This window comes from Herbidospora sp. NBRC 101105, from assembly GCF_030269205.1.
In the GTDB taxonomy this organism is placed as follows: domain Bacteria; phylum Actinomycetota; class Actinomycetes; order Streptosporangiales; family Streptosporangiaceae; genus Herbidospora; species Herbidospora solisilvae.
In genome coordinates, this window is record NZ_BSSX01000008.1 from 474,814 (window position 1) to 499,510 (window position 24,697).

A 24,697-nucleotide genomic window follows, 5' to 3' on the forward strand; every position below is an offset into this window, starting at 1 on the left:
CCTCACTCCTTTGTGAGCTGGTGCGAGTTGTGTGAGGGGCCCTCACGTCGGCCGCGGAAGAGGAGGGCGGTCGTGTCAGCATCGCACAGCGCTTCCCGTGAAAGCGGTGATAGATCCACGACACGGGGACGCGACCTCTGGGGCGGGACACCACCGGTCACCGTTGACCGGGGCACTGGGCCACCATCTCTATGGGGCAGATACAAAAGACGAGCCACGATCGGCCTTGGGCCGTTCGCGTCTCGTCTCCGATAACAGCCGAAAACACCGCAGCCGTCAAACTCGTGGTCGACGGCCGCGGTGTCAGGTCACGCGGATCAGTTGGCTCGCTCCGATGAGGACTTCACTCCATCGAGCAGGCCGGGGAGCTCGGACATGGTCTTGAGCTCCTGCCGACACCGCTCACACGCGTCGAGGTGGCGTTCGAAGGCCTCGACGTCGCCGTCGTCAAGCACCCCGAGGGCGTAGGCCGCCACTTCGTGGTGTGACGACTCGGACATCAGCTGGCCACTCCCCTCTCCTTCAGGACCCCGCGGAGGGAACGCAGAGCGTAGTACAGCCTCGATTTCACAGTACCCGGAGGTATCCCCAGTATCACTGCTGCCTCGTTAACCGTACGGTCCCGCAAGTATGTCTGTTCGATAACTTCTCGGTGATCGGCGCTGAGGCCGCGCAAGGCGTCGGCGACGACGATGGCCGCCAGGGTCTTGTCGGCGTCGTCGGGCACCGCGATGCTGTCCGCCTCGGGTGGTTCCACCTCCCGAGGACGGACACCGCGGCGGCGGCGTCCGTCGATCACGATGCGGCGAGAGACGGTGAGGAGCCATGCCCAGAGCAGACTCCTCTCCCATGTCAGTTTCGCCGCGTTACGCCAGGCACGAAGCAACGTCTCCTGAACGACGTCCTCCGCCCACTGAAGGTCGTTGCCGGTCGTCTGCCTGACCTGACGGAGCAACGGACCACCGAACTCGTTATAGAGCTCCCTGATCAGACGATCATCCCAATCAGGGCCTGCTTCGGGGTCCAGACGCTCGAACCGGCTGTCGAGTTGTCGGCGCACAGGCCACATATTTGCATCAGCCTTTGTGGCCTGTACACAACTCTGACAACTCTCGTCATTTCTAACTATTCCTGAACCATCCGTACCAAGGCCGCGTACCTCCCCCCGAAAGAGAGGAGGCGCCATGCGGTTCCGGTTCGGGGAACTGGTGGTCTTCGCGGTTTTCCTGTTCGCGGCGGCCGTCGCCGTCATCGTCGTCGTGCCTCAGGAGCAGGCGACGGCGCAGCAGGGTTTCACTTCGACGCGGTGGGGTCCGTTGAGCCCCGCCGACAGGGACTTCCTCGTGAAGGTGCGCTGGGCGGGGCTCTGGGAGATCCCCGCCGGCCGCTGGGCGCAGGAGCGCTCGACCAACGAGAAGGTCAAGATCGCGGGCAATCACCTGATGGTCGACCACGCCAAGCTCGACGAGGCGGTCCGCGCGGAGGCCGCCGCACTGGGCGTGCTGCTCCCGAACGAACCCAACCCCGACCAGCAGCGCTGGCTGGGTGAGATGTCGAACGCGACCGGCGCCGAGTTCGACCAGATCTTCGCCGACCGGCTGCGGGCCGCCCACGGCAAGGTCTTCGCCACGGTCGCCGCGATCCGCGCCGGGACGCGGAACGAGAGGATCCGCGCGTTCGCCGCGGAGGCCAACGTGGTCGTCATGAAGCACATGCGTGTGCTTGAGGAGACCGGCCTGGTCGACTACTCCGCGCTCCCGGTCCCGCCGGTCTAACCAGGAGGAACAGAAGAACATGCGTAAACGCGCCCTCGCCATGGCGGGAGCTCTGCTGGCCGGGTCCCTGATCCTGCCGAGCTTCCCCACGCCGGCCTTCGCGGCCTGCGACCCACGCATCGGCGGCGCCGAGTGCGACGCACTCGGCCCGGCCCTGAGCGACTTCGTCGACATCCGCCGCGTCGGCCGTGCCAATGGCGTCGTCGCAGGTGGCGGCTCGTTCACCTCGCAGTGTGGCCGCAACGAGAGAGGGCACCGCAACTCCGACAACCACATCGTCGCGCCGGGTGTGACCAACGGCGCGCACCACGTCCACGACTACGTGGGCAACGTCACCACCAACGGGTTCTCCACCGACCAGTCGCTCGCCGCCGGCGGCACGACCTGCCGCAACGGCGACCGGTCCGCCTACTTCTGGCCCATCCTCCGCCTCCGGCCGGACCTGAGGCTGCAGGGCCAGAACAACAACCAGAACAACCAGCGGCAGCAACAGCAGCAGCAGGACCCCAACCAGCAGCAACAGCAACAGCAGGACCCGAACCAGCAACAGCAGGATCCCAACCAGCAGCAGGACCCGAACCAGCAGCAGCAGGACCCCTTCGCCCAGCCCCAGCAGCAGCAACAGCAGCAGGGCGACCAGGCCACTCCCAACGATCAAGCCGTCAATGACCAGGCTGCGCAGCAAGGCGACCAGTCCGTCAATGACCAGGCGGGGAACACCGGCCAGGAACCGCAGGCGAACGCCGGCAACGGCACGGCGCAGAGCTTCAGCAGGCAGCAGCCCCAGCCGCAGAACCAGAGCCGCTTCGGCAACCGCGGAAACAACGGCGGGAACAACAACGGCGGGAACAACAACGGAGGAAACAACAACGGCGGGAACAACGGCGGCCAGCAGCCCCAGCCCGGACAGACCGGCCAGCCTCCACGGCCCGGCCAGGACGGTTCGGAGATCGGCGGCTTCGCGGACGGCAACGTCGGCCAGATCCTGACCCCCCGTGCGGTCCAGCTCCAGTTCCGCGGCAACCGGTTCAGCCGGGTCGTCGCGATGCCCCGCTTCCTGCGGGTGATCACCGGTGACGCCAAGGCGGCCACCAACGGCCCCGCCAACGCGCGGGCGCAGTGGACCTGCTCCGGCTTCCAGAACCGGGCTTCCGACAAGTATCCGATCTGTCCGAGAGGCAGCCTCGTGATGCGCATCCTGGACTTCCCGAGCTGCTGGGACGGCCAGAACACCGACAGCGCCAACCACCGGACGCACATCGTGTTCCCCGACCAGAGCGGCCGCTGCCCCCAGGGCACCCAGGCCGTGCCCCAGCTGCGCATGACCCTGGCCTACGCGGTGCCGCAGGGCGCCAGCTTCGCCGTGGACGCGTTCCCCGAGCAGAAGCACAGCCCGATCACCGACCACGCCGACTTCCACAACGTCATGCCCAACAACCTCATGAACTTCATGGTGCAGTGCATCAACCGTAATCGCCGCTGCTGACGGGCGGCCCAAGAGCCCTCGGTAGATCCCCCCTGACCGGAGGAATCAGTGTCAAAAAGGCGGGCTCATCGGCGATCCGAACGCTTCGACCTCCAGAAACGAGGCGTTCGGATCGTCCTGGGCTCTCTCGCGTTCACCATCATGGCCGGATCCCTGCTCGGCGCCCGTCTGGGCCTGAGCACCCAGGTCCTGCTGATGGCGCAGGAGTTCCTCACGTTCTACGCGGGCGTCTTCTCGCTCGTGGCGCTCACCGCGACCGTCGGACTCGGACTGCTCACGTCCGAGCGCATGATCCTGCCGATCAGGTGGCGGGTCCGGGCGCAACTCGTGCACCGGGGCGCCGCCCTGATCGGGGTCGGCTTCCTGGTCGTCCACATCGGCATGAAGATCGCGGCCGGGCTGGTCCCGTCGTACGGGTCGGTGATTCCCACCACCAACCTGGCGGTGGGGGCCGGCGCCGTGGCGTCGGACCTGTTCATCGTGATCGTCGCCACCGGGGTGATGCGCGGCCGGTTCGCCATGGCCGTCCGCCCCTGGATCTGGCGGGCCCTGCATGACCTGGCCTATCTGGCCTGGCCCGTCTCGATCCTGCACGGCCTGGCGGCCGGGCGTGCCCCCGCGCCCTGGGTGGCATGGAGCTACATCCTCTGCATCGTCGCCGTCGGCACCGCCCTCATGATCCGCGCGATCGTCTCGCTCCGGCCGAAGACGACCATGCAGGACGAGATGGAGGAGCTGCCGATGCCGCAGGAGGACGCCAAGCGCAAGACGAACAGGCTGGCCGAGCGCGAGCAGGCCGCCCAGCCCCAGAAGCTGAGGAGGGTTGTCTAAGACATGATTCCCTACCGCGTCTCCAAGATCCGCAGGCTCGGTCCGGCCCGGCTCACCGCCGGTCTCGACGAGCACCGCCGGATGGACCTCGACACGCACTACGAGATCCACGGCAAACTCGACGGCCAGTCCGTCGACTCACTGATCTCGCTGGCGGAAGAGGTCGACCTGCGGGGACGCGGTGGGGCTGCCTTCCCGTTCGCGCGCAAGCTCAGGGCCGTCCAGGCCAACGCGCGCAACTCCGACACCGTCGTGCTGGTCAACGCCGCCGAGGGCGAGCCGGCCAGCATGAAGGACAAGATGCTGCTCACCCGCAAGCCGCACCTCGTGCTGGAGGGCGCGCTGCTGGCGGCCAGTGCGCTGGACGCCAAAGAGGTGGTCATCGCCACCCCCGCGGGTGAGCTGGCGGAGGGCTCGATGCGCGCGGCCGTGGCCGAGCGCGGGCTCATCGGATACGTCCGGGTGGCCGGCATCCAGGAGCGGTTCATCTCCGGCGAGGGCGGGTCCCTCGTCCGGGCGGTCAACGGCGAACTGGGCCAGCCGTCCGGGCGGAAGGTCCGGACCAGCGACGCCGGGGTGCGCGGACTGCCCACCCTGCTGTCGAACACCGAGACGTTCGCCCAGCTCGCGCTGCTCGCCGAGCTGGGCCCGGAGGAGTACGGCTCCGTCGGCACCGTGCAGGAGCCCGGCACGACCCTGCTCAGCGTGAGCGGGTCGGTGAAGTCGCCGTCGGTCGTGGAGGTCACGCCCGGCGTGCCGCTGGCCCAGGTGCTCGACATGTGCGAGGCGGACGTCGGCGACGGCGTGCTCATCGGCGGCTACCACGGCAAGTGGCTCAGCGCGGCCGACGCCTACGGCGCGATCGTCTCGCGCCGGGGCATGCAGCAGGCGGGCGGTGAGCTCGGCGCGGGCATCATCGTGCCGCTGGGCCCGGACACGTGTCCCCTCGGGGAGACGGTCCGGGTCGCCGCCTACCTCGCCCAGCAGTCGTCGGGCCAGTGCGGCCCGTGCCGCATCGGCCTGCCGGCCCTCGCGCGGGCCCTGTCGGAGCTCACCATGGGCGACCCGCAGGCCCACGACCTGGTGAAGTCGGCCGCCACCGCGGTGAAGGGCCGGGGCGCGTGCTTCCACCCCGACGGGACGACCCGGTTCGTGCTGTCGGCGCTGGAGGCCTTCGCCGAGGACGTCGACGAGCACATCATCAACGGCTCGTGCGGCCGGGGCGTGAAGAACACCCTGCCGATGCCGATCACCGAGGCCAGCGACGTGCGGCTGGTGGTCGACTGGACCCGCTGCCAGGGTCACGGCCTGTGCGCCCACCTCATGCCCGACCTGGTGAAACTCGATCACCACGGCTTCCCGGTGTTCATGGACTCGCCGGTTCCGGCGTGGGCCAAGAGCGAGGCGCAGCGGGCGGTCGAGATGTGCCCGGCGCTGGCGCTCCGAGTCGACTCCCGGAAGTGACCGTTTCGTTATCCACGCGGTCGTCTCACGAGGTAGTACCAACCCTCGGGGAGTGATTGCAGTGGATCGTCGTGAATTCCTGTCCGCGGCGGCGCTCGCGCCGTTCGCGGGCGCGGCGCCCGACTGGGCCGCGCTGGACAGGGCGTTGAAGGGCCGTCTCGTACGGCCCGGCGACGCCTCCTACGCCACCGCGAAACGCGTCTTCAACGTGGCCTTCGACACCGCGACCCCCCGGGCCGTCGCCTACTGCGCCACCGCCGCCGACGTGGCGGCTTGCGTGGGCTTCGCCCGCCGCAACGGCCTGGTGGTGCACCCGAGGTCGGGCGGCCACTCCTACGCCGGCTGGTCGACCGGCTCGGGCCTGGTCGTGGACGTCTCCCAGCTCAAGGCCGTGAAGCTCGCGGGCGGCCTGGCGACGGTCGGGTCGGGGGCCAAGCTCATCGACGTCTACTCCACCCTGGCCAAGAGCGGCGTGAGCATCCCGGCGGGCTCGTGCCCGACGGTCGGGGTGGCCGGGCTCACGCTGGGCGGCGGGATCGGGGTCGTCGCGCGCCGCCACGGGCTGACGATCGACGTGCTGAAGGCGGTGTCGCTGGTCACCGCCGACGGAAAGCTCATCACGGCCTCGGCCGGCAGCCACCCGGACCTCTTCTGGGCGCTGCGCGGAGGCGGCGGCGGGAACTTCGGCATCGCCACCTCCTTCACCTACCAGACCCACCCCGTCCAGGACGTCACCGTGTTCACGATGAGGTGGCCGTGGTCGCAGGCGTTCGCGGTGGTGAAGAAGTGGCAGAAATGGGCCCCCGCGGCGCCCGACGCGCTGTGGTCGAATCTGCACCTCTCCCAGGACCCGGGGCGGTCCGTCTCCGTCACCGGGCTCTATTTGGGCTCCAGATCGCGGTGTGAGGCCCTCCTGAAGGGTTTCCCGCCGTCGACACGGACGGTCAGGTCGATGAGTTACCTCCAGGCGATGTACTTCATGGCCGGGTGCTCGACCCTGGAGGCCTGCCACACCGGGCCGCGCGACCGGTTCAGCGCCAGTTCCCATTTCGCGTACACGGAGATGAGCGACGCGACCATCAAAGCGCTCATCGCCCAGGTGGGCCGGGCCGGGCGGCACACCGTCCTGATCGACGCGCTGGGCGGGGCGGTCGGCCGGGTGGCCCCGGGCGCGACCGCGTTCCCGCACCGGAAGGCGCTGTTCAGCCTCCAGTACTACGCCCACTTCGACGGCGCGGGCGCCTGGGTCCGCTCGGCCCGCGACGCGATGACGCCGCGGCTCGGACGGCACGCCTACGTTAACTATCCCGATATGGCCCTAAAGGACTACAAGGCCCAGTACTACGGCGCCAACGCCGCCCGGCTGGCGGCGGTGAAGAAGGTCTACGACCCGGCCGGCTTCTTCAGGCATCCGCAAGGGGTCTGAAGAAGGCGAGCACCTCGGGGTTGGCCATCGCGTCGGGGTTGGCGGCCTGCTCGACCGGCACCCCCTGGAGGATCTTGCGCACCGGCACTTCGAGCTTCTTGCCCGACAGGGTGCGCGGGATCCCCGGCACGGCCGCGATCTCGTCGGGCACGTGGCGCGGCGACAACTCGGTGCGCAGGGCCGCCTTCAGCTCCTTGACGAGGGTCTCGTCGAGGTCGTGCCCCTCGGCGAGGGCGACGTAGAGCAGCAGGCGGCCCTCCTGGCCGAGCCGGCCGGTGTCGATGACGAGGCTGTCGGCGACGGCGTCGAAGCGCTCGACCACGCGGTAGAACTCGCTGGTGCCCATCCGCACCCCGCCCCGGTTGAGGGTCGAGTCGGAGCGGCCGTAGATGACGCTGCCGCCGTCGGGCAGGATCTTGATCCAGTCGCCGTGCCGCCAGACGCCGGGGTACTCCTCGAAGTACGACTCGCGGTAGCGGCGGCCGTCGGGGTCGTTCCAGAACATGACCGGCATCGAGGGCATCGGCGCGGTGATGACCAGCTCGCCGACCTCGTCGGTGACCGGGTTCCCCGACGGGTCGAACGCCTCGACCCGCGCGCCCAGCGAGCGGCACGGGATGACGCCCGCGCGGACCGGCAGGGTCCGGACCGCGCCGACGAACCCGGTGCAGACGTCGGTGCCGCCGGAGAACGAGCCGAGCTGGACCTCGCGCGACACGTCGGAGTAGACCCAGGCGAAGCCCTCGGGCGGCAGGGGCGAGCCGGTCGAGCCGACGCCCTTCAGCGCCTCCAGCCCGGCGGGCTTCAGGCCGGCCTTCATCGAGGCGACGATGTAGGGCGCGCCGGTGCCGAAGTAGGTCACGCCCTCGTCGGCGACGAGATCCCAGAGGGCGCCTGTCGAGGGGTGGGCGGCCGAGCCGTCGTACAGGACGACCGTCGCGCCGACCAGCAGGCCGCCGATGAGGTAGTTCCACATCATCCAGCCGGTGGTGGTGTACCAGAAGAACCGGTCGCCCTCGCCGAGGTCCTGGTGGAAGGTGAGCGACTTCAGGTGTTCCACGACGATGCCCCCGTGGCCGTGCACGATGGGCTTGGGCAGCCCGGTCGTGCCGGAGGAGTAGAGCACCCAGAGCGGGTGGTCGAAGGGCACCCGGTCGAAGGCCAGGTCACCGGGCCGGGTGAAGGAGTCCCACTCGGCGACCCTGACGGTCGCGTTGAGCGAGGGCAGCCGCGCGGCGATGTCGGCGACCACGCCGGTCCGGTCGAAGTGCCTGCCGTTGTAGGTGTAGCCGTCGACGGCGATCAGGACCTTCGGCTCGATCTGGGTGAACCGGTCGATGATCGCCGGGGCCCCGAAGTCGGGCGAGCACGACGACCAGATCGCCCCCAGCGACGCGGTGGCCAGGAAGGCGATCAGCGCCTCGGGGATGTTCGGGAGATATCCGGCGACCCGGTCGCCCATTCCCACCCCGAGCCGGACGAGCCCGGCCCGCGCTTTCGCGACTTCGTCGCGCAACTCCCCGAGGGTGTACGTCCGCCGCCCGCCCGTTTCATCCCGAAATATCACCGCAAGGCGGTCGGACGGACCTTTTAGCGCATTTTCCGCATAATTAATGGCACTACCGGCAAACCACTGCGTTTGCGGCATATCTCCGGAAATGACCGGACCATTCCCGCGGTCCCCGACGACGCCGAAGTAATCCCAGACGGCGGTCCAGAAAGCGGCGGGGTCCTCGACCGACCACGACCACAACCCGTCGTAGGAGCCGGGCCGGCCGACCGCCTCCTGGAAACGGGTGATCCGGGCATCCCGGATGACCTCGGCCGATGGGACCCAGAGCACGTCGCCTTCGCTAACCATGGCCCCATCCTGCTGCGAGGTCAGGGGGATGTCACTGTCGGCCCCCCACATAACGGTCGGTCAGCCGGGCCACCGCGGCGACCACCTCGGAGGCGTTCGTCAGGTCGGGCAGCACGATGTCGGCCCCGGCCTCGGTGAGCTCGGCGGCGGTCGACCGGCCCGAGGCGACCGCGATCATCGCCGCGCCCGCGATCCGGGCGGCCTGCACGTCGCGGGTCGAGTCGCCGATCAGGACGGCCTCGAAGGGGGCGCGGTACTTCTCCTTGGCCCGGCCCTGGGCGACCTGGAGGAGGCTGGCCTTGGGGTAGACCTCCTCGCCGTAGCCGCCGACCTCAAAGTCGACGTACTTGTGCAGGCCGAAGGCCATCAGCTTGTGGATGGCGTTCGACTTGATCGTGCCGGTCAGCACCGACTGGACCGTGCCGTCGAGGCGGGAGACGGCGTGCAGGGCGTCCTTGGCGCCGGGCATCGCCCGGCCCTCCTTGGCCAGCCGCTTGCGCCGGTCGCCGAACGACCGGGCCAGGGCCTCGATGAACCTCGGCAGGTGACTGTCGTCGACCGCGATGCCGTTGATCGCCAGGGTCTCGAAGATGATCTCCGAGTCGGGCCGTCCCATCGCGGGCGCCAGCTTCACGAGCGGACGCCCGGTGACCGCGCGGAACGCCTCGGCGTAGGCGTCCCGGGTGACGATCGTGACGTCGACCAGGGTCAGGTCGACGTTCCAGAGGACGAGTCGGCGGTCGATGGCTGCCTCCGGGGAGAAAGTATGGGTTCGCCCAGGGTAAGGCCCTCTGCCCTCAATCGGGTCAGATCAGATCCATTGCGTCTGAAAGCGAGTCGACGACCGGGAAGCCCAGCGCGGCGAGCTCGGCGCGGCTGGTCATGCCGCCGGTGTAGAGGATGGCGCGGGCCCCGACGTGCTGCGCCGCGACGCCGTCGTCGACGCTGTCGCCGATCACCACGACCGTGGCGGGGTCGAGATCGAGGGCCTTGACGTGGGCCTCCATGTGGTCGGCCTTGTGGTCGGCGCGGCCCGACGGGCGCAGGCCGTCGACCCGGGTGAAGTGGTGGTCGATGCCGAACTCGGTGATCTTGGGGACCAGCCGCTCGTGCTGCCACATCGACAACAACGACTGGCTGCGACCGGAGTCGCCCCAGGCGGTGAGGCTGGCGACCGCGCCCTCGGCCAGGAGGCAGGCCTCCATGAGCCGGTGGTAGTGGTCGTGGAAGCCCTTGTCGAGCAGCTCCCACTCGCCCTCTTCGAGGGCCCGGCCGATGATGCGTTCGTACGCGACCCAGATCGGGCGGCAGTAGACGCTGCGGAACCCGTCAAGGTCGATGGGGGCCACCCCGTAGGGGCGGAAGATCTCGTTGGTGGCGCTCACGACGGCGTCGGAGTCGTGAAAGAGGGTGCCGTTCCAGTCCCAGACGATGTGTGTCATAAGAGCCCCAGGTTATCCAAGGACGTCGGGGATCTCCTGGGTGGCGTACCAGAGCAGTTCGTGGGCCTCGGCGCCGTCGACGGTGAACTGGGCGTCGTCGTCGCCGGCGTCGGCCGCCTTCAGCGCCAGCGCGGCGGCCTCGACGTCGGGCACCGCCGACTCCTCGTCGACGTGGGCCGCCTGGATCAGCCGCATCGGGACCGGCGCGCCGAGCCTGACCCGGCCGCGCTCGGCGACGTCGGGGCTGACCTGGACGTCGGCGTCGGGCACCTCGGCCGCGATCACCACCCGGCGGGCGGGGGCCGTCACGCCGTCGGCGAGGTCGGCGGCGATCATCCGCAGCGACGCGCGGGCCGCCTCCGTGAGGGCCACGTATTCGAGCTCCTCGGTGTCGCCGGAGACGTACCACTCCACGAGTGCGGGCGTCACGGCGAAACCGGTCAGCGGCGCGGGGCCCAGCTCACCCGCGGCGGCCGTGCGGGCCAGCGCGGAGAGCGTGCACGGAAGGTAGACACGCATGCGACGAGTGTGCCAGCAAGTCACGGAAGGGCGCGCAACGGCACCTTCAGCAGCGTCTCCAGTTCGGCGATGGTCGAGTCGGCGTGGGTGTGCAGGATGCCGGTGAAGCCCAGCTCCCGCGCGGCGACGATGTTGCCCTCGATGTCGTCGATGAAGACGCACTCCGACGGTTCGAGCCCGACCAGGCCGACGGCGTGGGCGAAGATGCGCGGCTCCGGCTTGCGCATGCCGACCTCGCCCGAGATGACGACGGCGTCGAACGCCTCGTCCCAGCCGGTGCGGTCGTACTCGTTGCCCCACGAGTTGGACACCAGGCAGGTCTTGTACCCGGCCTTGCGGGCCCTGCGGAGCATCTCGAACATCGCCTCGACCGGCAGGAACCCGGCGAACATCCGGGTCAGCAACCCTTCGGCGACCGGCGGGACCCCGTCGAGCGTGCGCAACTCGGCGGCCAGACCGGTCTCGAAGGCCAGCGCGGTAATCTCCCCGCGCTCCAGCGTGTGGATCGGGTTCTCGGCGCCGCCGCCGTACGCCGCCGTGATGAGGCCGCGCATGACGTCGCGGTAGTGGTCGGCGTCGATGTTGTCGCCGACCAGCCACGTGTTGATGGACTCGGCCATGCTCGTGGTGAGCACTCCGGCCCAGTCGATTAGCACCCCTTTGACCGTCATATGGTCAAAGGGTAGTCATTTCGCGGCGGTGCTGATCCGCCGGGCCACGGCCCGGTGCTCGCCGGTCTTCATGAGCTTCACAGCCTCGGCCGGGGTCGGGAAGGTGCGCGGGCTGTCGAGGCGGAACTCCCGCTTGAGATGCAGGATGCGCTCGACCGACTGGTTCAGCCGGGTCGCGCTGATGCGGCCCGACTCCACCGCCGCGAGCACCGCGTCACGCGCCACGTCGAAGTCGGGCGGCATGAGCAGGATGTCGGCCCCGGCCAGGATCGCCCGGACGGCCACCTCGCCGTCGCCGTACTTCTTGCGCACGCCGTCCATGTTCAGCGCGTCGGTGAAGACGACGCCGTCGAAGCCGAGCTCGCCGCGGAGCACCCCGGTGAGGATCTTCTTCGACAGGGTGGCCGGGTCGCCCGACGGGTCGAGCGCGGGCATCACGATGTGGGCGCTCATGACGGCGTCGACGTCGTTGGCGATGGCCTCCTTGAACGGCGGCGCGTCGAGCTTCTCCCACTCCTCGCGGGTGTGGTCGATGACCGGCAGCGAGGTGTGGCTGTCGACGTTGGTGTCGCCGTGGCCCGGGAAGTGCTTCACCGTCGCGGCGACCCCGCCGTCGCGGAAGCCCTGCACGGCCGCGCCGACCATGTCGGCGACCTTCTCCGGATCGTTCCCGTAGGCGCGCGGCCCGATGACCGGGTTGTTCGGGTTGACGTTCACGTCGGCGACCGGCGCGAAGTCGAGCGAGATGCCGAGCGCGTTCAGCTCCTCGGCGGTGACCCGGGCCGCGTCGCGGGCGTTGCGCAGGTCGCCGGTCTGGCCGATCACCGAGGCGCCGGGCATCTCGGTGACGATGCCCTTGAGCCGGGAGACGATGCCGTTCTCCTGGTCGACGCCGATCAGCAGCGGCACCTTCCCGGCCGCCGAGCGCAGCCCGGCGGTGAACGTGGCGACCTGGCGGGCGCTCTGGATGTTGCCCGTGCCGGGGAACAGGATCACCCCGCCCAGGTGGTACTTCCTGATCACCTCGGCCGGGCTGCCGACGCCGTAACGGGCCAGGTTCTCCTGGTGGGCCGCTCTGGCCGACGAGCCGTAGAGCACCGGCATGAGGAGCTGGCCGACCTTCTCCTCGACCGTCAGCTCCGCCGTCGGATCTTCGGTGGGAGACGGCGACGGGGGAGGAGGCGGGGCGACGACCGTGGTCGTCGGGGAACTGGGGAGAGCGGTGCGTGGCGGGGTGGTCGAACACCCCGCCACCACGACGAGCAGACCGGCGCCGAGCAGCGCCCTGTGGAGGGACACCTCAGACACCGTAGTGGTTAGAGCCCCAGATCACCCAGGCCGGTCAGGCAGGCCCTGGCCGCCTCCTTCGCCTCGGACGCGCCCGGTGCCGACCGGGCGGCGTCGGCCGCCGCGCGGCACTGGTCGAGGGTGTGCCGGGCCAGCGACGCACGCACCCACGGCAGCGCGGGGGCGCCCATCGACAACGACGTCACCCCGAGTCCGACCAGCACACAGGCCAGCACCGGGTCGGCGCCGGCCTCGCCGCACACGCCGCAGCCCTTCCCGGCCGCGCCCGCCGCCCCGGCGGCCAGCGCGATCAGGTCCAGCACCGCCGGGTGCCACGGATCCTGCAGCTCGGAGACGCCGGCGACCTGGCGGTCGGCGGCCATGGCGTACTGGGTGAGGTCGTTGGTGCCGATCGAGAAGAAGTCGACCACCTTGGCCAGGTCGCGGGCGCGCAGCGCGGCCGACGGCACCTCGATCATGATGCCGGCGGTCTCCAGCCCGGCCGCGTGGCAGGCGTCGGCGAACCAGGCCGCCTCGGCGACGGTCGCCACCATCGGGGCCATGACGTAGGGGATCGCCTCGGCGCCCTCGGCGGCGCGGGCCAGCGCGCCGAGCTGGGCGGCCATCATGTCGGGGTAGCGGCGGAACATGCGCAGGCCGCGTTCGCCGAGGGCCGGGTTGGGCTCCTCGCCGGGCGGCGGCAGGAAGGCCAGCGGCTTGTCGGCACCCGCGTCGAGGGTGCGGACCACCACCCGGCCGCCGGGGAACGCGTCGAACACGGCGCGGTAGGCGGCCTGCTGCTCCTCCTCCGAGGGGGCGTCGGCGCGGTCGAGGAAGAGGAACTCGGTGCGGTAGAGGCCGACGCCCTCGGCGCCGTTGGCCAGCGCGGCTTCGAGGTCCTTCGGGCCGCCGACGTTGGCGAGCAGCGGGACGGGGTGCCCGTCGGCGGTGGCGCCGGGCCCGGTCGTGCCCGACAGCGCCTCGGCGCGGGCCCGCGCGGTCGCGACGGCGGCCTGCGCGGCGGCGGGTTCGGGCTCGATGACGACCTCGCCGGTCGCGCCGTCGACCAGCAGCAGCGTGCCCGGCACGAGGGCGGTCGCGCCCGCGCAGCCGACGACGGCCGGCACGCCCATCGCGCGGGCCAGGATCGCGGTGTGACTGGTCGGCCCGCCGTCTTCGGTGACGAAGGCGGCGACCAGGTTCCGGTCGAGCAGCGCGGTGTCGGCCGGGGCCAGGTCACGGGCCACCAGGATGTACGGCTCCGCCGCGTCGACCGGCACCCCGGGCATCGGCGCCCCGGTCAGCCGGGCGACGGCGCGGTCGCGGATGTCGTCGAGGTCGGCGACGCGCTCCCCCAGGTATCCCCCGGCGGCGGCCAGCAGGTCGCGGTAGGCGCCGAAGGCCTCGTACACGGCCCTCTCACCGGAGACCCCCGCGTCGACCAGTTCGTCGACGCCGTCGGCCAGGCCGGGGTCGCGGGCCATCATCGCCTGGGCCGACAGCACCTCGGCGGCCTCTCCCCCGGCGCGCTCGCCGCGGGCCTCCAGGTCGGCGGCCACCTCTTCGAGCGCGGCCTGGACGCGGGCCTTCTCGGCCGCGGCGTCGCCGTCGTGGACGGCGCCCTTCGGGGGCTCGGGGATCGAGCCGACGAGCAGGTGGGCGGCGGCGTAGCCGGTGCCGGGGCTGACCCCGGAGCCCTTGAGCGTGGTGGCCATCAGGGCGCCCCGGCGATCGAGGCGAGTTCGTCGAGCAGCTCCTCGGCGCCGTCGCCTTCGGTGCTGATGGTGATGGCGTCGCCCTTCTTCACGTCGAGGGCCAGCACCGACAGGATGCTCTTGGCGTTGACCGGCGCGCCGTCGCCCTTGGCGACGGTCACGGTGGCCGGCGATCTGGTCGCGGTCTGCACGAACGTGGCGGCCGGACGGGCGTGCAGGCCCACCTCCGCCTCGACGATGAGCCTTCGTTGCGGCACGCTGCCTCCTCAGGGTCCGGCGGTCCGGACCACTCATCCAAACACCCGGTTCGGGGTCAATGCCAGTCGAAGAGGGGATCGCCCGCTTCGACCGGTCCGCTCACCACGCCGGAGACGCTCTCCGGCCCGGCGTCCAGGGCGATCACCGGACAGACCGGCGAATACCCCTCCTCGTCGACGGCATGCGGGTGCCAGGCGACGACAGGTTGCCCGGCCGTGACGAGGTCGCCTTCCACCACCAGCAGCTCGAAGCCGGCACCGCGCAGCTTCACGGTGTCGACCCCGAGATGGGTCAGCACGCCCCGGCCGTCGTCGCCGACGACGATGTAGGCGTGCGGGTGCAGCTTGACCAGCCGCCCGGCGATCGGCGCGACCGCGACCTGCGGCCCCCGCGCCGGGTCGACGGCCGCCCCCGGACCCACCATGGCCTGCGAGAACACGGGGTCGGGCACGGCCGGCAGCCCGACCACGCGGCCGTTCACCGGAGAGTGGACGGTCGTCAAGCGGAGTCCAGCAGGTCGTCGATGTCGCTGGCGATCGTGTCGGCCTCCGGCCCGACGACGACCTGCACGACGTTCCCGGTGACCATCACGCCGTGCGCGCCCGCCCGCTTGAGGACGTCATGGTCGACCTTGGAGGCGTCCCGCACCTCGGTGCGGAGCCGCGTGATGCAGGGCTCCACCTCGATGATGTTGGCCGGCCCGCCCAGTGCCGCGACGATCTTTGCCGCATCCGCCATGACGCCTCCCTCTGGATCTCTGGCCGAACCCTACTCGTCGGTCTGGGTGACCTTGTTCAGCCCGCGGGGGGCGTCGGGGTCGTACCCGAGCCGGCGCGCCAGCGCCTCGGTGAGCAGCTGGCCGGGCACGATCAGCCCCAGCGGCGCCACCCATTCGGGCAGGTCGGGACCGTTGAGCGAGGCCGTGGAGGCGCTCGCGAGCGCGTGCCCGCCGCCGACGCCGTAGGCCGCCGCGCCCGCGCCGGTCACCCGCTCGGCCAGCGCGATCGTGCCCGGCAGGGTCGGCCCCTCGCCGGCGGCGACCAGGATCGCCGGGGTGTCGGCGTCGACGACCGCGATCGGCCCGTGCAGCAGGTCGGCGTAGGACAGGCCCATGGCGTGCAGGTAGCAGGCCTCCTTGAGCTTCAGCGCCAGTTCGAGCGCGGTCGAGAAGGCCAGCCCGCGCCCCGACACGACCACGCCCGGCTTGTCGGCCAGCCCCTCGACCAGGGCGTCGAGGTCGCCCGGGTCCTCGATGAGCTTCTGGATCGCGTCGGGCGCCTTCTGGAGATCGTCCTTGTGGACGTCGGCGCCGAGGCCCAGCGCCAGCACCGCCATGGCCGCCAGCTGGGTCGTGTACGTCTTGGTCGCCGGCACCGCCTTCTCCTCGCCCGCCACCGTGCACAGGGCGAGGTCGGCGGCCTGGGCCAGCGGGCTCTGCTCCCCGCCGTTGGTGATGGCCACGGTCTTCGCGCCGCAGTCGCGGGCCCAGTCGAGGGTCTCGACGATCTCCTCGGTCCGCCCCGACTGCGAGACGGCCACGGCGAGCACGCCGTCGAGGTCAATCCTGCGGCGGTAGGTTGTGGCGATGGACGGCGCGGCCAGCGCCGCCATCCGCCCGGCGTGCGACTCGATCAGGTAGCGGCCGTAGATCGCGGCGTTGTCCGAGGTGCCGCGGGCGATGAACAACAGGTGGCGGGTCTGTCCGGCGAGAGAGGTGACATCGGGGATTCGGGGGAGCAGGGCGTCCAGCGTGGCGCGCAGGGCGGCCGGCTGTTCGGCGATCTCACTGCGCATCTTCGTCGTCGTCACGTGCCCATCCTGTAATCGGTCCGTACGTTGACAGACATTTCGGCGGTGTGGTCTAGTCCGGACTAGACCAGTACGAACCATAACAAAGCGGAGAGGGGAGGCGACAGTGGCCGGCATCGACGCCCGGGGGACCGGCGCCACGATCGACCCCGACAGCCCAGTCCCGAAGTACTTCCAGCTCCGCGAGATCATCCTCGACCTCATCGAGAGCAACGAGTTGCCCATCGGCGCGGCGATCCCGTCGGAACGGGAGCTCTGCCAGCGCTTCGGCCTCTCCCGCATGACGGTACGCCAGGCGGTGGATCACCTGGTCAGCGAGGGGCGGCTGCACCGCGTACCGGGGAAGGGCACCTTCGTCGCCCGCCCGAAGATCGAGCTGGCCCTCCAGCTCACCTCGTTCAGCGACGACATGCGCGCCCGCGGCCTGGAGCCCGGCAGCCGCGACCTCGACCGGCGGGTGGTCCGGGCCAGCGCCCACCTGGCCCGCGAACTCGGCATCGCCCCGGGTGACGAAGTTCACTTCATCGAACGCCTCCGCACCGCCGACGGCGAGCCCCTGGCGATCGAACGCGCCCACATCCCCCTGGCCCTCGCCCCCGACCTGGAGAGCTACGACCTCTCCGGCCGATCCCTGTACGCGCTCCTGGAGTCCCGGTACGGTCTGATCCTCGACGCCGGGGAACTCACGATCGACGGCGGAATCGCCGACCCGAGCGACGCCGACCTGCTGAAACTCCCGCGCGGCGGAGCCGTCCTGCTGCTCTCCCGCCGGTCCTACGCCGGTGGTGTCTGCGCCGAGCTGGGCGTGTCGACCTACCGGGCCGACCGCTACCAGCTCCGTACACTCCTGGAGCCACGGCGGGCCTAGAGACCCGGGAGGAACGATGGCCGCCACGATGACCGTGTTGTCGCGGATCGGGCGCTCCCTCATGCTCCCGATCGCGGCCCTCCCGGCCGCGGCGATCCTGCTCCGGATCGGCCAGGACGACCTGCTCGGCCGCACCTCCAATGAGACCCTCGACAAGGTCGCCCGGATCGTCGGCGGCGCGGGCGGCGCCCTGTTCGACGCCCTGCCCCTGCTGTTCGCGATCGGGGTGGCCGTCGGCTTCGCCCGGAAGTCCGACGGCTCGACCGCCCTGGCCGCCGTGGTGGGCTACCTGGTCTGGGACCGGGTCACCCACCTGATGTTCTTCGACTCCTCGCTGCGCCCCCGCGTCGCCCAGACCGTGGTGACCGCCGGCACCCCCGCCGAGACCCTCAACCTGGCCGCCGCCAACCCCACCGGAGTGCTGGGCGGCATCCTGATGGGCCTGGTGACCGGCCTGCTGTGGCAGCGCTACCACCGGATCAAGCTGCCCGCCTGGCTGGCCTTCTTCGGCGGACGCCGCTTCGTCCCCATCCTGACCGCCCTGGCCGGGCTGCTCCTGGGGGTGCTGTTCGGCCTGATCTGGCCCCCGATCGGCCAGGCGCTGTCGTCGTTCGGCGACTGGCTGGCGACCCACTCGACACTCGGGGCCGGCATCTACGGCGTGGTGAACCGGGCCCTGATCCCGCTGGGCATGCACCACTTCGTGAACTCGATCGTGTGGTTCACCGTGCCCGAGTGCACCGTCGGCGGCGTCCACACGGCGGGCGACCTGAACTGCTACTTCGCCGGCCAGGACGGCGCGGGCGCGTTCATGGCCGGGTTCTTCCCGGTGATGATGTTCGGCCTCCCGGCGGCGGCCATCGCGATCTGGCGCGCCGCTCCCCCGCACCGCCGCAACGCGGTCGGGTCCATCATGATCTCCGCCGCGCTGGTGTCGTTCGTCACCGGCATCACCGAGCCGATCGAGTTCGCCTTCATCTTCGTGGCGCCCGTCCTCTTCGTGGTGCACGCCCTGCTCACCGGGTTGTCGATGGCCCTGGTGGCCGGGCTGGGCGGGCGGCTGGGCTTCGGCTTCTCGGGCGGCGCGATCGACGCGGCCCTCAACGCGACCAAGGACAACACCCACGGCTTCGCGCTGATCATGGCCATCGGGGTCGTCTACTTCGTGGTCTACTACGCGGTCTTCACGTTCCTGATCAGGCGCCTGAACATCATGACCCCGGGCCGCGACCCGGAGTCCGACCTGGACGCCACGACCTGACCCGGCTTCCGGCCTCGCACTGTCAGTTGAAGTGACCATCGCCGGATCGTCCGGCGGTCCATACCAACCTCGCCGCTTCTATCGGCATGTATGCCGATCCGGCCACCCCGGTGCGACGGGAAACCTACGGTCGCGTATCCGAGCGCTCCGCCCGAAACCTCTATCAGGTGTCCCTAACCACCGACGTCCCGGAGCCTCGATGCCTCTCCCCCGGCTCGCCCCGATCCCCACGCCCGACCCCGTGTACGGCCACCTCGCCGACGTCCACCCGCTCGTCCCCCGCACCGAAGAACCGCCGCGCCACCCGGCCCCTCTGACGCACGGGTCCCTGGCCCTGGCCGCCGAGCTTCCCTCACCGGCCCCCGACGAGCGGCGGCTGCGCGCCCTGGTCCAGGCGCTGGCCGAGATCCTGGCCGGACGTCGCCCGCCGCAGACCATCCAGAACCGGCTGAGCGCCCCGGCCTACGCGAGCCTCCTGCGCGCCGGGAAGATGATCGACAGCACCCGCCCGCCGTGGGTCGGCGTGCCCCGCGTCCAGCACCCGAACGACGACACCGTGGAGATGTGCGCCCTGGTCCGCTGCACCCCGCGCAGCCGCGTCCTGGCGGCCCGGCTGGAGCGCCGCGGCGTGCAGTGGGTGCTGACGGAGTTCGAGACGGCCTGACCCTGTCTGGGCCGCTGTGCGCCGCCTGGCGAGGGCCGGCGCATGGCGGCCGGCCATCGGACAGGCGAAAGCCCTCTCCTTCACGATGAAGGAGAGGGCTTCAGCTTGGTGAGGTCAGGCGGTCGCGTTCTTCGGGTCGCCGTGGCAGCGCTTGAACTTCTTGCCCGAGCCGCAGGGGCACGGGGCGTTGCGCTCGACGTTGCCGTAGTTGGCGCGCTGTTCCGGGGTCGAGCGGCGGACCTCGACCTCGCCGTCTTCGCCGGGGCCCGAGTAGCTCATCTGCTGCGGGCGACGGAGCGCGTTGGCGATGATCGAGCCGGCCTCGGCCACGGCCGCGTTGGGCTGGGCTCCCGCCTCGTAGGAGATCGGGCTCTCCGCGACCGGCTGCGGGGGCTGGTAGCGGAACAGGAAGTTGACCGAGTTCTCCTTGATGCCCTCGAGCATCGCGGCGAACATGTCGTAGCCCTCGCGCTGGTATTCGATCAGCGGGTCGCGCTGGGCGTAGGCGCGGAGGGCGATGCCCTCCTGGAGGTAGTCCATCTCGTAGAGGTGCTCGCGCCACTTGCGGTCGAGCACGTCGAGGATGACCCGGCGCTCGGCGTCGCGCAGGACCTCGGCGCCGAACTCCTCCTCGCGCTTGCGGTAGGCGGCCAGGATGTCGGCCTTGACCCGCTCTTCGAGCAGCGCGGCGTCGATGCCCTCGCGGCCACCGGCCTCCTCGGCCAGGTCGTCGATCTTGAGGGAGATCGGGTAGAGCTGGCGGAAGGCGTTCCAGAGCTTGTCGAGGTCCCACTCTTCGGCGAAGCCCTCGGAGGTGGCGCCCTTCACGTAGCCGCTGACGACGTCTTCGATGAAGGTGTTGACCTGGTCGTGGAGGTCGGCGCCCTCAAGGACCTTCTGGCGCTCGGCGTAGATCACCTTGCGCTGGCGGTTCATGACCTCGTCGTACTTGAGGACGTTCTTGCGGATCTCGAAGTTCTGCTGCTCGACCTGGTGCTGGGCCGAGGCGATCGCCTTGGACACGATGCCCGACTCGATCGGCTGGTCTTCGGGGATGTTCAGCCGCGTCATGATCATCTCGACCCGGGCCGAGTTGAACAGGCGCATCAGGTCGTCTTCGAGCGACAGGTAGAAACGCGACTCGCCGGGGTCGCCCTGACGGCCGGACCGGCCGCGCAGCTGGTTGTCGATGCGGCGGGACTCGTGGCGCTCGGTGCCCAGGACGTAGAGGCCGCCGAGGGCGGTGACCTCTTCGTGCTCGGCCTTGACGGCTTCCTTGGCCTTCTCCAGCGCCTCGGCCCAGGCCTTCTCGTATTCCTCGGCGGTCTCGACCGGGTCGAGGCCGCGGCTGCGGAGTTCGAGGTCGGCGCGGAACTCGGGGTTGCCGCCGAGCATGATGTCGGTGCCTCGACCGGCCATGTTGGTGGCGACGGTGACGGCGCCCTTGCGGCCCGCCTCGGCGATGATCGCGGCCTCACGCGCGTGGTTCTTCGCGTTCAGCACCTCGTGGCGGACGCCCTTGTGCTTGAGCATGCGCGACAGCCGCTCGGACTTCTCGACGGAGGTGGTGCCGACGAGGACCGGCTGACCGGCCTCGTAGCGCTCCTTGATGTCGTTGACGACCGCCATGAACTTGGCGTCTTCGCTCTTGTAGACCACGTCGGACTGGTCTTTGCGGATCATCGGCCGGTTCGTCGGGATCGGCACGACGCCCAGCTTGTAGGTCTGGTGGAACTCGTTGGCCTCGGTGGCCGCGGTGCCGGTCATGCCGGACAGCGTGGTGTAGAGGCGGAAGTAGTTCTGGAGGGTGATCGTGGCGAGAGTCTGGTTCTCGTCCTTGATCTTCACGCCTTCCTTGGCCTCGATGGCCTGGTGCATGCCCTCGTTGTAGCGGCGGCCGTGGAGGACGCGGCCGGTGAACTCGTCGACGATCAGGACCTCGCCGTCGACGACGATGTAGTCCTTGTCCTTCTTGAACAGTTCCTTCGCCTTGAGGGCGTTGTTGAGGAACTGGACGAGGTGGGTGTGCTCGGGCTTGTAGAGGTTGTCGATGCCCAGCAGGTCTTCGACCTTCTCGACGCCCGCCTCCAGGATGCCGACCGTGCGCTTCTTCTCGTCGACGACGTAGTCGCCGGTGCTCTCGGTGCCGTCCTTGCCCTCGACGCCCTTGCGGAGGCGGGGGACGATCTTGGCGAACTCGGAGTACCACTTGCCGGACTGCTCGCCGGGACCGGAGATGATCAGCGGCGTGCGGGCCTCGTCGATCAGGATCGAGTCGACCTCGTCGACGACGGCGAAGTTGTGGCCGCGCTGGACGAGCTCCTCGATCGACCACGCCATGTTGTCGCGCAGGTAGTCGAAGCCGAACTCGTTGTTGGTGCCGTAGGTGATGTCGGCGGCGTACTGCCGGCGGCGCTCGTCGGACGGCATGTTGGCGAGGATGCAGCCGACCTCGAGGCCGAGGAAGCGGTGGACGCGGCCCATGGTCTCGGAGTCGCGCTTGGCCAGGTAGTCGTTGACCGTGACGACGTGGACGCCCTTGCCGGAGATGGCGTTGAGGTAGGCCGGGAGAGTACAGGTGAGGGTCTTGCCCTCACCGGTGCGCATCTCGGAGATGTTCCCCATGTGGAGGTTGGCGCCGCCCATGATCTGGACGTCGAAGTGGCGCTGGCCCAGCACCCGGCGGGCCGCCTCGCGGACCACCGCGAAGGCCTCCGGCAGCAGGTCGTCGAGGGACTCGCCCTCGGCGTGGCGATCGCGGAACTCCTGGGTCTGTGCCCGCAACTCCTCGTCGGAAAGGCTCTTGAAGTCCTCTTCAATGGAGTTGACCTGCTCGGCGATACGCTTCAACTTCCGCAGCGTCTTGCCTTCGCCGGCGCGGAGAATCTTGTCGAGAATGGCTGCCACTTTTGTAAAGCTCCTCGCAGGTCTGAGGACGAGACACACTTCCCCTGTGCCATGGTAGGCCGTTCGACCACCAGACACAGCCACCACGGGATTCAGCGGGGAGCGGCGCGGCGGACCGGGGGACGGGGTCGATAGGCTCAACCCTGTCAAACGTAGGGAGACCGTCCGGTGTTCCGGTCAGGAACGCACAGGGCGCGAGTCGGGTAGGGCGGAATGGCAGAGACCTCACACCAGGGAAGCCACGCGGGCAGCGCGAAGTCGTGGGTGGCGGTGACGACGATCCTGATCGGCACGATCATCAGCGGCGCGGGCCTCACCGGCCTGGGCGCCGACACCTCCAACTGGACCATGGTCTGGGTGGGCGTCGGCGTGTCGGCCGTGGGCGCGGTGCTCGCCCTGGTCTTCGACGTCTTCTCCGACGTCGTGATCGACGCCCCGCGCGTCATGGACGCCCGCGACCACCACAGCCCCTTCGAGCACTGAGCCGAATTGTCGGTCCGCCCGACTACAGTCGGCCGGATGGACCTCACGGCCGATGAAGCACGGCGGCTGATCCTGCGCGCCCAGGGGTTCCTGGGCGCCGGGGGCCGCAAGGGCGGCCCCGCGGGCATGTTGCGCCGCCTGGGCGCCGTGCAGCTCGACACGATCTCGGTGCTGGCCCGCTCCCACGAACTGGTGGCCTATGCCCGCCTGGGCGCGATCGGCCGCCCGGCGGTCGAACAGGCCTACTGGAGCGGGTCGGCCTTCGAATACTGGTGCCACGCCGCCTGCATCCTGCCCATCGAACACTGGCCGGTCTACGCCTTCCGCCGCCGCGCCTACCGCGAACGCAGGTTCCGCTGGCACGAGGTGCCCGCCACGGTGGGCGACATCCTGGAGCGGGTCCGCCGCGACGGCCCCCTGACCACCGGAGACATCGGCGGCGCCAAGAAGGGCGGGCCGTGGTGGGACTGGTCCGACGCCAAGATCTCCATCGAGTTCCTGCTCGACGTCGGCGACGTGGTCTGCGTACGGCGCGAGGGCTGGCGCCGCGTCTACGACCTGGCCGAACGCGCGATCCCCGTCGAGCACCGGGAGATCGACCTGACCGACGAAGAGTGCGTGACCCGGCTGACCTCGATCGCGGGCCGGTCCCTGGCCGTGGCGACCCGGGCCGACCTGGTCGACTACACGAGGGTCCGCGACAAACACGCCGCGATGCTCGACGACGCCCTGCTCAGCGGCGCGAGCGGGCTGCTCCCGGTGACGGTGGCGGGCTGGCCGGCGGCCAGAAAGGGCGGCCCCAACGCCTGGGCCGACCCCGAGGCGCTGGCCCTGGGCGAGGCGCGAGGCCGCCACCGCACCACCCTGCTCAGCCCCTTCGACTCCCTGATCTGGGAACGGGCCCGCGCGGAACGCGTCTTCGGCATGGCCCACCGCCTGGAGGCCTATGTCCCGAAGGAGAAGCGCGTCCACGGCTACTTCGCGATGCCGGTCCTCCACGGCGGCAAACTGATCGCCCGGGTCGACCCCGCCCGCGAGGGCACCACCCTGGTCGCCCGGCGGGTCACCCTGGAGCCCGGCGTGAAGAAGCTCGACGCCGTCGAAGAGGCCCTGCGCGAGGCGGCCACCTGGGTCGGCTGCACGGGCCTGCGCGTCGAGGAGATCAGGTGATCTCTAGCAGGCGTTCCCTGACCGCGTAGACGACCGCTTCCATCCGGCTGTGCAGTTGCAGCTTCTCCAGGATGTTGCGGACATGGTTCTTGACCGTGTTCTCGGAGATGAAGAGTTCCTTCGCGATTTCGCGGTTGTTCATCCCCTTCGCCACCAGCCGGAGCACTTCCATCTCGCGGTCGGTCAGGCGGGGCACCGGAAGCTGGGGCGGCCGTTCGGCCTCTTTGCGGCTGATGCTGGCGAACTCGGTGATCAGCTTGGTCGCCATGGCGGGGTTGATGAACGACTGCCCGCTGTGCACTCCCCTGACCGCGTCGGGGACCTCGTCGATCTGCACGTCTTTCAGCAGGTAGCCGGTCGCGCCGGCCTTGAAGGCCTCGAAGAGGTCCTCCTCCTCGTCGGAGGCGGTGAGCATGATGATGCGGGTCGTCGGCATGCTCTCCTTGATCGCCCTGGTCGCCTCGATGCCGTCGCGTCTGGGCATCCGCACGTCCATCAGCACGACGTCGGGCAGCAGCTTCTCGGCGAGCGCCACGGCCTCCTGACCGTCGCTCGCCTCACCGGCGACCTCGATGTCCGCTTCGGCCTGGAGGGCCAGCACCAGGCTGCGGCGGATCAGCGAGTGATCGTCGACGATCAGCACACGGATCGGCTCACCGCGCCCGGTGGGGCGGCTTGCGTCGTCTCGCACGCTGCGGTCACTCACAGCTCCTCCTCGTCGGGGGGCCAGGTAGCTGGATCGCCATCATGACATGGCTTCCGCTACTGGCGAGGATCTCGCACGCCATGCGCCCCGCACC

General features: G+C 70.1%; 25 protein-coding genes. 10 read left to right on the forward strand and 15 right to left on the reverse strand.

Features of this window, described 5'->3' with window-relative positions; genetic code table 11:
• Nucleotides 1–317 precede the first annotated feature (317 nt).
• Entirely contained in the window at nucleotides 318–500 is a 183-nt protein-coding gene (locus tag QSK34_RS31885; RefSeq protein WP_030451223.1) for a zf-HC2 domain-containing protein, read from the reverse strand.
• Nucleotides 500–1,060, reverse strand: a complete 561-nt coding sequence (locus QSK34_RS31890; RefSeq protein ID WP_285589584.1) for a sigma-70 family RNA polymerase sigma factor — start codon at nucleotides 1,058–1,060, stop codon at nucleotides 500–502. Before QSK34_RS31890 ends, QSK34_RS31885 begins: the two co-directional genes overlap by 1 nt.
• A 124-nt stretch (nucleotides 1,061–1,184) precedes the next feature.
• On the opposite strand from QSK34_RS31890, the gene QSK34_RS31895 reads away from it, so the two are divergent.
• The 5 genes from QSK34_RS31895 to QSK34_RS31915 all read left to right on the forward strand — a co-directional run bounded on the left by QSK34_RS31895 (nucleotide 1,185) and on the right by QSK34_RS31915 (nucleotide 6,982).
• The gene (locus QSK34_RS31895) at nucleotides 1,185–1,775 is read left to right on the forward strand and encodes a DUF4142 domain-containing protein (RefSeq protein ID WP_285589586.1); all 591 of its coding nucleotides are present in this window, start codon (nucleotides 1,185–1,187) and stop codon (nucleotides 1,773–1,775) included.
• 19 nt (nucleotides 1,776–1,794) lie between these two features.
• Nucleotides 1,795–3,261, forward strand: a complete 1,467-nt coding sequence (locus QSK34_RS31900) for a DUF1996 domain-containing protein (protein ID WP_285589588.1) — start codon at nucleotides 1,795–1,797, stop codon at nucleotides 3,259–3,261.
• Nucleotides 3,262–3,402: 141 nt separating this feature from the next.
• Nucleotides 3,403–4,092 carry a hypothetical protein gene (locus tag QSK34_RS31905; RefSeq protein ID WP_285589590.1) on the forward strand — a complete coding sequence of 230 codons (690 nt, stop codon included), beginning with the start codon at nucleotides 3,403–3,405 and terminating at the stop codon, nucleotides 4,090–4,092.
• Nucleotides 4,093–4,095: 3 nt separating this feature from the next.
• On the forward strand, nucleotides 4,096–5,556 hold the full coding sequence (locus QSK34_RS31910; RefSeq protein ID WP_285589592.1) for an NADH-quinone oxidoreductase subunit NuoF family protein: 1,461 nt from the start codon (nucleotides 4,096–4,098) through the stop codon (nucleotides 5,554–5,556).
• A gap of 61 nt (nucleotides 5,557–5,617) precedes the next feature.
• Nucleotides 5,618–6,982, forward strand: a complete 1,365-nt coding sequence (locus QSK34_RS31915; RefSeq protein WP_285589593.1) for an FAD-binding oxidoreductase — start codon at nucleotides 5,618–5,620, stop codon at nucleotides 6,980–6,982.
• Here the strand turns inward: QSK34_RS31915 and QSK34_RS31920 are convergent.
• The 11 genes from QSK34_RS31920 to QSK34_RS31970 form a co-directional block, all read right to left on the reverse strand.
• The gene (locus tag QSK34_RS31920; RefSeq protein WP_285589595.1) at nucleotides 6,960–8,843 is read right to left on the reverse strand and encodes an acetoacetate--CoA ligase; all 1,884 of its coding nucleotides are present in this window, start codon (nucleotides 8,841–8,843) and stop codon (nucleotides 6,960–6,962) included. The genes QSK34_RS31915 and QSK34_RS31920 overlap by 23 nt on opposite strands.
• A 31-nt stretch (nucleotides 8,844–8,874) precedes the next feature.
• Nucleotides 8,875–9,588 carry an HAD family hydrolase gene (locus tag QSK34_RS31925; protein WP_285589796.1) on the reverse strand — a complete coding sequence of 238 codons (714 nt, stop codon included), beginning with the start codon at nucleotides 9,586–9,588 and terminating at the stop codon, nucleotides 8,875–8,877.
• Between the two features lie 61 nt (nucleotides 9,589–9,649).
• Nucleotides 9,650–10,285, reverse strand: a complete 636-nt coding sequence (locus tag QSK34_RS31930; protein WP_161481567.1) for an HAD family hydrolase — start codon at nucleotides 10,283–10,285, stop codon at nucleotides 9,650–9,652.
• A 12-nt stretch (nucleotides 10,286–10,297) separates the two neighbouring features.
• The gene (locus tag QSK34_RS31935; protein WP_285589599.1) at nucleotides 10,298–10,804 is read right to left on the reverse strand and encodes a DUF6912 family protein; all 507 of its coding nucleotides are present in this window, start codon (nucleotides 10,802–10,804) and stop codon (nucleotides 10,298–10,300) included.
• A 20-nt stretch (nucleotides 10,805–10,824) separates the two neighbouring features.
• Entirely contained in the window at nucleotides 10,825–11,475 is a 651-nt protein-coding gene (locus QSK34_RS31940; RefSeq protein ID WP_161481568.1) for an HAD family hydrolase, read from the reverse strand.
• 15 nt (nucleotides 11,476–11,490) lie between these two features.
• The gene (nagZ, locus tag QSK34_RS31945) at nucleotides 11,491–12,774 is read right to left on the reverse strand and encodes a beta-N-acetylhexosaminidase (protein ID WP_285589603.1); all 1,284 of its coding nucleotides are present in this window, start codon (nucleotides 12,772–12,774) and stop codon (nucleotides 11,491–11,493) included.
• 17 nt (nucleotides 12,775–12,791) lie between these two features.
• Nucleotides 12,792–14,477 carry a phosphoenolpyruvate--protein phosphotransferase gene (ptsP, locus tag QSK34_RS31950; protein WP_285589605.1) on the reverse strand — a complete coding sequence of 562 codons (1,686 nt, stop codon included), beginning with the start codon at nucleotides 14,475–14,477 and terminating at the stop codon, nucleotides 12,792–12,794.
• Nucleotides 14,477–14,734: an HPr family phosphocarrier protein gene (locus tag QSK34_RS31955; RefSeq protein ID WP_161481570.1), complete on the reverse strand. Its 258-nt coding sequence runs from the start codon at nucleotides 14,732–14,734 to the stop codon at nucleotides 14,477–14,479. Before QSK34_RS31955 ends, ptsP begins: the two co-directional genes overlap by 1 nt.
• Before the next feature lie 56 nt (nucleotides 14,735–14,790).
• Nucleotides 14,791–15,237 (reverse strand): PTS sugar transporter subunit IIA, encoded by a 447-nt coding sequence (locus QSK34_RS31960; protein WP_161481571.1) that lies wholly within the window; start codon nucleotides 15,235–15,237, stop codon nucleotides 14,791–14,793.
• The gene (locus tag QSK34_RS31965; protein ID WP_030451238.1) at nucleotides 15,234–15,473 is read right to left on the reverse strand and encodes a PTS sugar transporter subunit IIB; all 240 of its coding nucleotides are present in this window, start codon (nucleotides 15,471–15,473) and stop codon (nucleotides 15,234–15,236) included. The genes QSK34_RS31960 and QSK34_RS31965 overlap by 4 nt, the downstream gene beginning before the upstream one ends.
• A 30-nt stretch (nucleotides 15,474–15,503) precedes the next feature.
• Nucleotides 15,504–16,529, reverse strand: a complete 1,026-nt coding sequence (locus QSK34_RS31970; protein ID WP_285589799.1) for an SIS domain-containing protein — start codon at nucleotides 16,527–16,529, stop codon at nucleotides 15,504–15,506.
• A 121-nt stretch (nucleotides 16,530–16,650) separates the two neighbouring features.
• Between QSK34_RS31970 and QSK34_RS31975 the strand changes: the two genes are divergently transcribed.
• From QSK34_RS31975 to QSK34_RS31985, 3 genes are all read left to right on the forward strand, one after another.
• Nucleotides 16,651–17,412 carry a GntR family transcriptional regulator gene (locus QSK34_RS31975; protein WP_231515337.1) on the forward strand — a complete coding sequence of 254 codons (762 nt, stop codon included), beginning with the start codon at nucleotides 16,651–16,653 and terminating at the stop codon, nucleotides 17,410–17,412.
• A 16-nt stretch (nucleotides 17,413–17,428) separates the two neighbouring features.
• Complete coding sequence (locus tag QSK34_RS31980) at nucleotides 17,429–18,673, forward strand: PTS transporter subunit EIIC (RefSeq protein ID WP_285589615.1); 1,245 nt, start codon at nucleotides 17,429–17,431, stop codon at nucleotides 18,671–18,673.
• 199 nt (nucleotides 18,674–18,872) lie between these two features.
• Complete coding sequence (locus QSK34_RS31985; RefSeq protein WP_285589617.1) at nucleotides 18,873–19,337, forward strand: Rv3235 family protein; 465 nt, start codon at nucleotides 18,873–18,875, stop codon at nucleotides 19,335–19,337.
• Between the two features lie 114 nt (nucleotides 19,338–19,451).
• Here QSK34_RS31985 and secA read toward each other — a convergent pair whose 3' ends face one another.
• Nucleotides 19,452–22,244, reverse strand: a complete 2,793-nt coding sequence (gene secA, locus QSK34_RS31990) for a preprotein translocase subunit SecA (RefSeq protein WP_161481574.1) — start codon at nucleotides 22,242–22,244, stop codon at nucleotides 19,452–19,454.
• Nucleotides 22,245–22,457: 213 nt separating this feature from the next.
• Between secA and QSK34_RS31995 the strand changes: the two genes are divergently transcribed.
• The gene (locus tag QSK34_RS31995) at nucleotides 22,458–22,727 is read left to right on the forward strand and encodes a hypothetical protein (RefSeq protein ID WP_030451244.1); all 270 of its coding nucleotides are present in this window, start codon (nucleotides 22,458–22,460) and stop codon (nucleotides 22,725–22,727) included.
• 36 nt (nucleotides 22,728–22,763) lie between these two features.
• Entirely contained in the window at nucleotides 22,764–23,897 is a 1,134-nt protein-coding gene (locus QSK34_RS32000; protein ID WP_285589621.1) for a winged helix-turn-helix domain-containing protein, read from the forward strand.
• On the opposite strand, the gene QSK34_RS32005 is transcribed toward QSK34_RS32000, so the two are convergent.
• Nucleotides 23,890–24,603, reverse strand: a complete 714-nt coding sequence (locus tag QSK34_RS32005) for a response regulator (protein WP_062344665.1) — start codon at nucleotides 24,601–24,603, stop codon at nucleotides 23,890–23,892. The genes QSK34_RS32000 and QSK34_RS32005 overlap by 8 nt on opposite strands.
• Nucleotides 24,604–24,697: the final 94 nt, after the last annotated feature.